The organism is uncultured Zhongshania sp., from assembly GCF_963975605.1.
Classification (GTDB): Bacteria; Pseudomonadota; Gammaproteobacteria; order Pseudomonadales; family Spongiibacteraceae; genus Spongiibacter; species Spongiibacter aquimaris.
The window spans coordinates 460,329-467,766 of record NZ_CAXBHN010000002.1 but is presented as its reverse complement, the minus strand read 5'-3'; the positions used below and the strand labels follow the sequence as shown (position 1 = coordinate 467,766).

Here is a 7,438-nt window from a genome sequence, read left to right as displayed (position 1 = left end):
AAGTCTTCTAAGTTGTTGTTTTTATAAGCTTACATGGTACCAGTGGGCGGACTCGAACCGCCACTCCCGCAAAGGAACCAGATTTTGAATCTAGCGTGTCTACCAATTTCACCACACTGGCATGTAAGTGGGGCGCGATTATAACAAGCTTTCCTGTGGGGTCAATCGACGGGGACATTTTATTTATTAATGTGGCAAGGGCTGTATACATATTGATCTACTCTGGTGGAGTCCCGTGCCATTTTCCGCTAATCTTGCGCCCTTCCGAACGAAAGCAGACATTATGCGGCGCAGTGATTTTAACTTTGAGCTTCCTGAAAGCTTAATCGCCTATCATCCCATGCCTGAGCGCGATGGCAGTCGTCTATTGGTTTTAGATGATGAACAGCGCTGTCAACATCGGCAGTTTAAAGAATTGCCGTCTTATTTGCAGGCGGGCGATTTGCTGGTCTTCAACAATACTCGGGTTATCCCGGCACGATTGTTTGCGGTGAAGGCGACTGGCGGTCGGATAGAAATACTCGTTGAGCGCTTGCTAGACGAATATAAAGTGTTGGCCCATATACGCTCTAGTAAATCGCCCAAGGCGGGCGCTGAGCTGAGTTTGTGTGTGAGTGCAGAGGCGAAGCCAACTGGTGATATCGCGACTGTGCTTGGCCGTCACGATGCTTTGTTTGAGCTGACTTTTGCCTCGCCGGTGTTAGACGTGCTTGATCGTATCGGTCACATGCCGCTACCTCATTATATAGAACGTGAGGACGCGTTGGACGATCGCGAGCGCTATCAGACGGTATACGCCAGCCGTGATGGGGCGGTCGCCGCGCCGACAGCGGGATTACATTTTACCGATGGTTTAATGCAGCAATGCCGTGATAAAGGCGTTGATATTGCGTTTGTTACTTTACATGTCGGTGCTGGGACATTTCAGCCGGTGCGCGCAGACGATATTCGCGATCACCAAATGCACGCCGAGTATATTGAGGTGAGCGAAGAGGTTTGTGAGCGGGTGCGCGCAACGCGGGCACGCGGTGGTCGTGTTGTGGCGGTGGGGACAACCAGTGTGCGCAGCTTGGAGTCTGCCTCTCAGTCCGGTGAGATAGCGGCTTTTTCTGGCGACAGTCGCATATTTATTTATCCCGGTTACCAGTTCCGTAGCGTTGATCTGATCGTCACCAATTTCCACTTGCCAGAGTCAACCTTGATTATGTTGATTAGCGCTTTTGCCGGTCGCGATGCGGTTCTTGGTGCATACGCCGAGGCTGTGGCCGAACAATACCGCTTTTTTAGTTATGGTGATGCCATGTTGGTATTCCCATCAAGTCATACCGAGAAATAGGATTAGTTTATGACTGAGTGCCGAATGCGCTTTGATTTGAAGGCCAGCGATGGTTTGGCGCGTCGCGGAACGCTGGATTTTCCGCGCGGTAAAGTGGAAACCCCCGCATTTATGCCAGTGGGTACCTACGGTACCGTCAAGGGCATGTTGCCGCGTGACATTAAGGAAATTGGCGCGCAGATTATTCTTGGCAATACCTTCCACCTTAGTCTACGGCCGGGCACAGAGGTGGTAAAAGCCCATGGCGATCTGCATGATTTCACGGGGTGGCAGGGGCCGATATTAACCGACTCTGGCGGCTTTCAGGTTTGGAGTCTCGGTAAACTGCGCAAGATTAGTGAAGCGGGGGTGTCTTTTAAATCGCCAGTAAATGGCAGCGACGTGTACTTAGACCCAGAAACATCAATGCAAATTCAGCGTGATCTGGGGGCGGACATCGTCATGATATTTGACGAGTGCACGCCGTATCCCGCCACCGAGGCGGAAGCGCGAACCTCTATGGAGCTGTCCTTGCGTTGGGCTGAACGCAGTAAAACCGCGCATGCCGGCAACGACGCGGCTTTGTTTGGTATTGTGCAGGGTGGCATGTACCCCGAGTTGCGCCGTGAATCTTTGCAGGGTTTAAAAGATATTGATTTTGATGGTTTTGCGATTGGCGGTTTATCCGTCGGCGAGCCAAAAGATGAAATGTTAATGGTGCTCGATTCGCTAGCGGAGCATATGCCAGAAGACAAACCCCGTTATTTAATGGGGGTGGGCAAGCCTTCAGATATTCTAGAGGCGGTTATGCGCGGCGTTGATATGTTCGACTGTGTGATGCCAACTCGCAATGCACGCAACGGTCATCTGTTTACGTCTACGGGTGTGATTAAAATACGGAATGCGAGCCACCGTTTTAATAATGCACCGTTGGATGCAAAGTGCGATTGTTATACGTGCCAGAATTTCTCGCGGGCCTATTTACATCATCTCGATAAGTGTAAGGAGATTTTAGGCGCACAACTAAACACGATTCATAATCTTCGTTATTATCAAAACCATATGACGGCAATTCGCCAAGCCATTGAAGAAGGGCGCCTAGCGCAATTTGCCGAAGAGTTTTATCGCGAACAAGATGGTAGGGCCGATGTATAAATTAGTGTTCTTTGTACCTGCCGCGCACTGCGAACAGGTGAAGAATGCGGTGTTTGATGCCGGTGCCGGTGGGCAAGGTAATTACGGTCGCTGTAGCTGGCAGGTATTGGGTCAGGGACAATTCTTGCCCTTGGCGGGTAGTCAGCCCTTTATAGGTGGGCTGGGAGAAATAGAAATAGTAGACGAGTTTAGGGTGGAAACACTGTGCCCCGAAGAGTGCGTTAACGACGTGATTGCTGCGTTGAAAAACGCACATCCCTACGAAGAGCCGGCTTACGAGTTGTATCAGCTGGCATCGATCTGAATTGTTGCCTTATTAAGGAGATTCACTATGTTGTACCAATTGGGTGAGCGCCGTGTTCAGCTTGAGGGCAGTGGTCATTTTGTCGCGGATAACGCGACCGTTATCGGCTCTGTGACGCTAAAAGAAAATGCCAGTATTTGGTTTAACGTGGTCATTCGCGGCGATGTCGATGACATCGTGATTGGCGCGCGCAGTAACATTCAAGACGGCTCGATACTTCACACCGATGCGGGTTTTCCCATGCATATTGGTGACGACGTCACGGTGGGCCACAAGGCAATGTTGCATGGCTGCACTATCGGTCAAGGCAGTCTAGTTGGAATAAACGCAGTCGTGCTTAATGGTGCCAAGATAGGCAAAGGCTGCTTGATCGGTGCAAACGCTTTAGTGACAGAAGGTATGGAAATACCCGATGGCTCAATGGTGTTGGGGTCGCCGGCTAAAATACGCCGTAGCTTAAGCGCCGAAGAGCAGGCGGCATTGATGATGTCTGCTGCGCATTATGTTGAAAATGGTCATCATTTCGCCGCCCAGTTAACGCCTCAGGACATGGCATGAGTGATGGCAAAGAAAAAGCGGTAGCGTCGCCCTGTGTCTCGGTTTGCGCATTGGACAATGACGACATGTGTACCGGCTGCTACCGAACGCTAAAAGAGATTGGCGATTGGTCGGAAATGGATAATGCGGGTAAGCGTGAAGTGATTGTGCTGGCAAATAAACGCTGCCGCAATCGCTATGGTGATCTGGGCTAGGGCGATATTTGCCGGCGCACTAGCGCCGGTTTTTGCCCTTGCTATAAGCTCGAACGGACTGGATTAGATTGCCTTTCATTTCGAGAATTTCAAAGTAGTAGCGATCTATGGTTAACCCGACTGAGCCTTCTGGAAACGATTCCAATTTCTCTAGCAGTAGGCCGTTCAAGGTTTTTGGCCCATCTGTAGGTAAGTCCCACTTCATACTTTTATTAATGTCTCGGATTGTGGTGGTGCCGTCTACCAGGTAAGTACCATCCGCCTGATGCACGATATCCTCGGTGTCAGTACTTAGGTTCGACGTAAATTCGCCGACAATTTCTTCCAGCAAGTCTTCCAGAGTCACAATTCCCTGCATCACGCCATATTCGTCAACGACTATGCCCATACGGCGTTTTTGTTTCTGAAAATTAAATAGCTGAGTATTGAGTGGGGTGCCTTCTGGAATAAAGTAAGGGTCTCTGATCGCTTGGAGTAAGGCGTCGCGCTGAACGCGACCTTGGGCATCTACACTGTTAATGATGTCGCGCTGATGCAGAATGCCGACGATGTTGTCGATGTCATTTTGATAGACCGGAATGCGCGTGAATTCGGCGTCGCGCAATTTGCGAATGATGGTGTCGGTGTCGGCATCGACGTCGATTCCAAAGACCTCGTTGCGGGGGATCATAATATCGTCCACCGTGATTTGTTCGAGGTCGAGGATGTTCATTAACATCCCTTTGTGGTGTTTGGGAATTAAATGGCCGGCTTCCCCGACAATCGTCCGCAGCTCATCTAGGCCGATATGTTCTGTTCCGTCGTTTTTTTCTATGCGCGTTAGGCGTAGCACAAATTGGGTGACGTGACTGACTAGCCAAATCACAGGAAACAAGAAGGCTTTCAGTGGCAGCAATGCATGGCTTACCGTATAGGCGACGGTTTCCGATTTATACGCAGCGATGGTTTTGGGAATGATTTCCGCAAAGATAAGGAAAACCAAGGTTAGCAATATTGACGCGGGAACGACGGCGTTATCGCCGTAGAGGCGAATTGCGACAATTGTAGCGATGGACGCAGCTAAATTATTGACCAGATTATTGCCGATCAAAATAGTGCTGATCAGGCTGTCAGGCTCTTCAAGTAGTTTTGCGGCGCGTTTAGCACCTCGATGGCCGGATTTTGCGCGATGACGCATACGATATCGGTTGAGGGACATCATCCCGGTTTCTGAGCCGGAGAAAAAACCGGACAGGACGATTAATGCAGCTAAAATGCCAAAAAGAAGACCCAGCGGTGCCTCGTTCAAAAAGCCCAAAACTCCTTAGTTACTTAAAAGAGCGCTAATCTTGACCAAAAAAAGGGGGCGCGACAAGCGTAATCTCAGGTGCTGCTCACATGGATGATGATAGACAGGGCGATTTTGGTGCCGAGATAGCCTAGTAATAGACAGCCAAACGCCCATAAAGTCCAGCGAATGGCGACTTTTCCGCGCCAGCCCAGTGCCACGCGGCCGCAGAGTAATATCGCTAATAATATCCACGACAGAACCGAAAAAGCGGTTTTATGAAGCAAGTGCTGGGCGAGCATGTCGTCGACATAGATGCCGCCGGTGATTATGGCCAGAGACAGCAGTGCAAAGCCGGCCCAAATAAGTTCGAATAGCATTGCCTCCATTGTTTGTAAGGGAGGCAAAATGCTCGGTAAGCCCTTTAAATGATGTTCGCGCAACATGCGATCTTGGAGAGCAAGTACTATGGCCTGAGTGGCGGCGATGGTAAGCACGCTATAAGCCAATATCGAAAGCAATATATGACATAAGACACCAATTGGCTGGTGTTGAAGTAATTGTTGGCGCTCAGGGATTAAAAGTTCAGCCAACAAGCTCACCGCGGCGAGTGGGTACAGGGGGATTAGCAGGTTGTGGAGCGGTCTGCGCAAGCTTGCACTCACGGTGATTAAGCAAATCAGCCAAGTAATCAGGGATAAAACCTGAATAACGCCGAGATCCATGCCGTTGACGGTGTGGATGGCGGTAATTGCGGCAACAGCGTGACACAATACGGCAGCCAAGCCGGTCAGTAGGCTGGGCCGGCTGAGATCGCGGTTTAGGTCGCGGTATTGCATGCCTGCAGCAATAGTATAAAAAGCAATGGCGGCGATACTGCTGTATAAATTCATCGGTATGTGTGGCCGTTATATCCGTATTGTTTACTGAGCGTTGGGTCTGCCTGATGACTCGGTTATACTGCGGCATTATTTTACGCCGCGCCTTCTATTTACGGTGCAGCACAGCGAATAGATTGTAAGCGGGTTCACGATAGTATGTCGACTTGAACCGTGTTGCCACATTAATTACTTTTAGCTTTCAGAGAGTTTACGCATGTTTGAGAATTTAACCGAACGCCTTTCGCAGACCCTGCGCCATGTCACTGGTCAGGCGCGGTTGAGTGAAGACAATATAGCCGATGCCATGCGCGATGTGCGTATGGCCCTGTTAGAAGCCGACGTTGCTTTGCCGGTAGTAAAGGATTTCGTTGAGGCGGTTAAGGCGCGGGCGGTCGGTCAGGAGGTGAGTAAGAGCCTGAGCCCAGGTCAAATGTTTATCAAGATCGTCCAGCAGGAGCTGGAGCGGATCATGGGCAGCCAGAACGAGACATTGAATCTGGCCACGCAGCCTCCGGCAGTAATGTTAATGGCGGGTTTGCAGGGGGCGGGTAAAACCACGTCTGTTGCCAAGCTGGCAAAATTTCTGCAAGAAAAGCATAAAAAGAAGGTCTTGGTGGTCAGCGCCGATATATATCGGCCAGCGGCAATAAAGCAGCTGGAAACGCTGGCGAATGATATTGGTGCCGGTTTCTTTCCAAGCAACATTGATCAAAAGCCAGTTGATATTGCTAATGCTGCCATTGCCGAAGCGAAGTTGCGTTTTTACGACGTTGTGATTGTCGACACCGCCGGTCGTTTGCATATCGATACCGATATGATGACCGAGATAAAGGATCTTCACGCGGCTATAAAGCCAATTGAGACCTTGTTTGTTGTCGATGCGATGACTGGTCAAGATGCGGCGAATACCGCCAAGGCATTTGGCGAGGCACTGCCGCTGACCGGTGTTATTTTGACCAAGGCGGACGCAGATAGCCGCGGTGGTGCCGCATTGTCGGTGCGTCACATTACAGGCAAGCCCATTAAATTCATCGGGGTTGGTGAAAAGACCGATGCGCTTGACCCATTTTACCCAGACCGGATTGCGTCGCGCATCTTGGGTATGGGCGATATTTTGTCGCTTATCGACGAGGCGGAATCTAAGCTCGATAAAGATAAGGCGGAGAAACTCGCCAAGAAGCTTAAAAAGGGTAAGAAGTTTGATTTAGAAGATCTGCGTGATCAGCTCCAGCAAATGCAGAATATGGGCGGCATGAAAGGCCTGCTAGATAAATTGCCGGGCATGGGCAATATGGCGCAAATGGCGCAAAGCCAGATGGACAATAAGATGTTCACGCGCATGGAGGCGATTATCAATTCGATGACGCCCGCCGAGCGGCGCAATCCGGATTTGTTAAATGGTTCTCGCAAGCGCCGTATCACTGTCGGTTCTGGCACCGAAATTCAAGATCTGAACCGTTTGCTCAAGCAGCATAAGCAAATGGCGAAGATGATGAAGAAAATGGGTCAGAAGGGCGGTATGACAAATATGATGCGTGGCATGGGTGGAATGATGCCGCCTGGTGGCGGAGGTGGTCGCTTCCCTGGAATGTAATGGCTTGAGCTAAGGTTGGTGCGGTTATTCTTGTGCAGGCTAATCGCCCATTCTTATCTTGATGTTGCGTATGATTTTTTCCGTTAATTGATTGATAAATATAATAAATTTTTATTTTTCTTAAGGTTTGCAACTGCCTCCCATTCTCTAGCTTTGGCATGCATTTGGGG

At 50.0% G+C, this 7,438-nt stretch carries 8 protein-coding genes and 1 tRNA gene; 6 read left to right on the top strand and 3 right to left on the bottom strand.

Annotated features, from left to right (window positions below):
- Nucleotides 1–34: 34 nt before the first annotated feature.
- A tRNA-Leu gene (locus AAC007_RS04455) sits at nucleotides 35–121 on the bottom strand.
- Nucleotides 122–283: 162 nt separating this feature from the next.
- Here AAC007_RS04455 and queA point away from each other — a divergent pair.
- Genes queA through AAC007_RS04430 form a run of 5 tightly spaced genes read left to right on the top strand, consistent with a single transcriptional unit; the run spans nucleotide 284 to nucleotide 3,526 of the window.
- Entirely contained in the window at nucleotides 284–1,336 is a 1,053-nt protein-coding gene (gene queA, locus AAC007_RS04450; RefSeq protein WP_339674833.1) for a tRNA preQ1(34) S-adenosylmethionine ribosyltransferase-isomerase QueA, read from the top strand.
- Nucleotides 1,337–1,345: 9 nt separating this feature from the next.
- A complete protein-coding gene (tgt, locus tag AAC007_RS04445; protein ID WP_339674822.1) occupies nucleotides 1,346–2,470 on the top strand; it encodes a tRNA guanosine(34) transglycosylase Tgt in 1,125 nt (374 codons plus the stop codon).
- Nucleotides 2,463–2,774, top strand: coding sequence for an NGG1p interacting factor NIF3 (locus tag AAC007_RS04440; protein ID WP_339674821.1), 312 nt, complete (start codon nucleotides 2,463–2,465; stop codon nucleotides 2,772–2,774). The genes tgt and AAC007_RS04440 overlap by 8 nt, the downstream gene beginning before the upstream one ends.
- 27 nt (nucleotides 2,775–2,801) lie before the next feature.
- Nucleotides 2,802–3,332: a gamma carbonic anhydrase family protein gene (locus AAC007_RS04435; protein ID WP_296435828.1), complete on the top strand. Its 531-nt coding sequence runs from the start codon at nucleotides 2,802–2,804 to the stop codon at nucleotides 3,330–3,332.
- The gene (locus AAC007_RS04430) at nucleotides 3,329–3,526 is read left to right on the top strand and encodes a DUF1289 domain-containing protein (protein WP_296435829.1); all 198 of its coding nucleotides are present in this window, start codon (nucleotides 3,329–3,331) and stop codon (nucleotides 3,524–3,526) included. The genes AAC007_RS04435 and AAC007_RS04430 overlap by 4 nt, the downstream gene beginning before the upstream one ends.
- Before the next feature lie 19 nt (nucleotides 3,527–3,545).
- Here the strand turns inward: AAC007_RS04430 and AAC007_RS04425 are convergent, their stop codons facing one another.
- The gene (locus AAC007_RS04425) at nucleotides 3,546–4,814 is read right to left on the bottom strand and encodes an HlyC/CorC family transporter (protein ID WP_219041797.1); all 1,269 of its coding nucleotides are present in this window, start codon (nucleotides 4,812–4,814) and stop codon (nucleotides 3,546–3,548) included.
- A gap of 74 nt (nucleotides 4,815–4,888) precedes the next feature.
- A complete protein-coding gene (gene ccsA / locus AAC007_RS04420) occupies nucleotides 4,889–5,686 on the bottom strand; it encodes a cytochrome c biogenesis protein CcsA (protein ID WP_339674819.1) in 798 nt (265 codons plus the stop codon).
- A gap of 202 nt (nucleotides 5,687–5,888) precedes the next feature.
- On the opposite strand from ccsA, the gene ffh reads away from it, so the two are divergent.
- On the top strand, nucleotides 5,889–7,268 hold the full coding sequence (gene ffh, locus AAC007_RS04415) for a signal recognition particle protein (protein ID WP_295871442.1): 1,380 nt from the start codon (nucleotides 5,889–5,891) through the stop codon (nucleotides 7,266–7,268).
- Nucleotides 7,269–7,438: the final 170 nt, after the last annotated feature.

What these genes read in the sequence shown, in the direction of transcription:
- queA (WP_339674833.1), top strand. Translation starts at nt 284, where the DNA reads ATGCGGCGCAGTGATTTTAACTTTGAGCTTCCTGAAAGCTTAATCGCC.
- tgt (WP_339674822.1), top strand. Translation starts at nt 1,346, where the DNA reads ATGACTGAGTGCCGAATGCGCTTTGATTTGAAGGCCAGCGATGGTTTG.
- AAC007_RS04440 (WP_339674821.1), top strand. Translation starts at nt 2,463, where the DNA reads ATGTATAAATTAGTGTTCTTTGTACCTGCCGCGCACTGCGAACAGGTG.
- AAC007_RS04435 (WP_296435828.1), top strand. Translation starts at nt 2,802, where the DNA reads ATGTTGTACCAATTGGGTGAGCGCCGTGTTCAGCTTGAGGGCAGTGGT.
- AAC007_RS04430 (WP_296435829.1), top strand. Translation starts at nt 3,329, where the DNA reads ATGAGTGATGGCAAAGAAAAAGCGGTAGCGTCGCCCTGTGTCTCGGTT.
- ccsA (WP_339674819.1), bottom strand. Translation starts at nt 5,686, where the DNA reads ATGAATTTATACAGCAGTATCGCCGCCATTGCTTTTTATACTATTGCT.
- ffh (WP_295871442.1), top strand. Translation starts at nt 5,889, where the DNA reads ATGTTTGAGAATTTAACCGAACGCCTTTCGCAGACCCTGCGCCATGTC.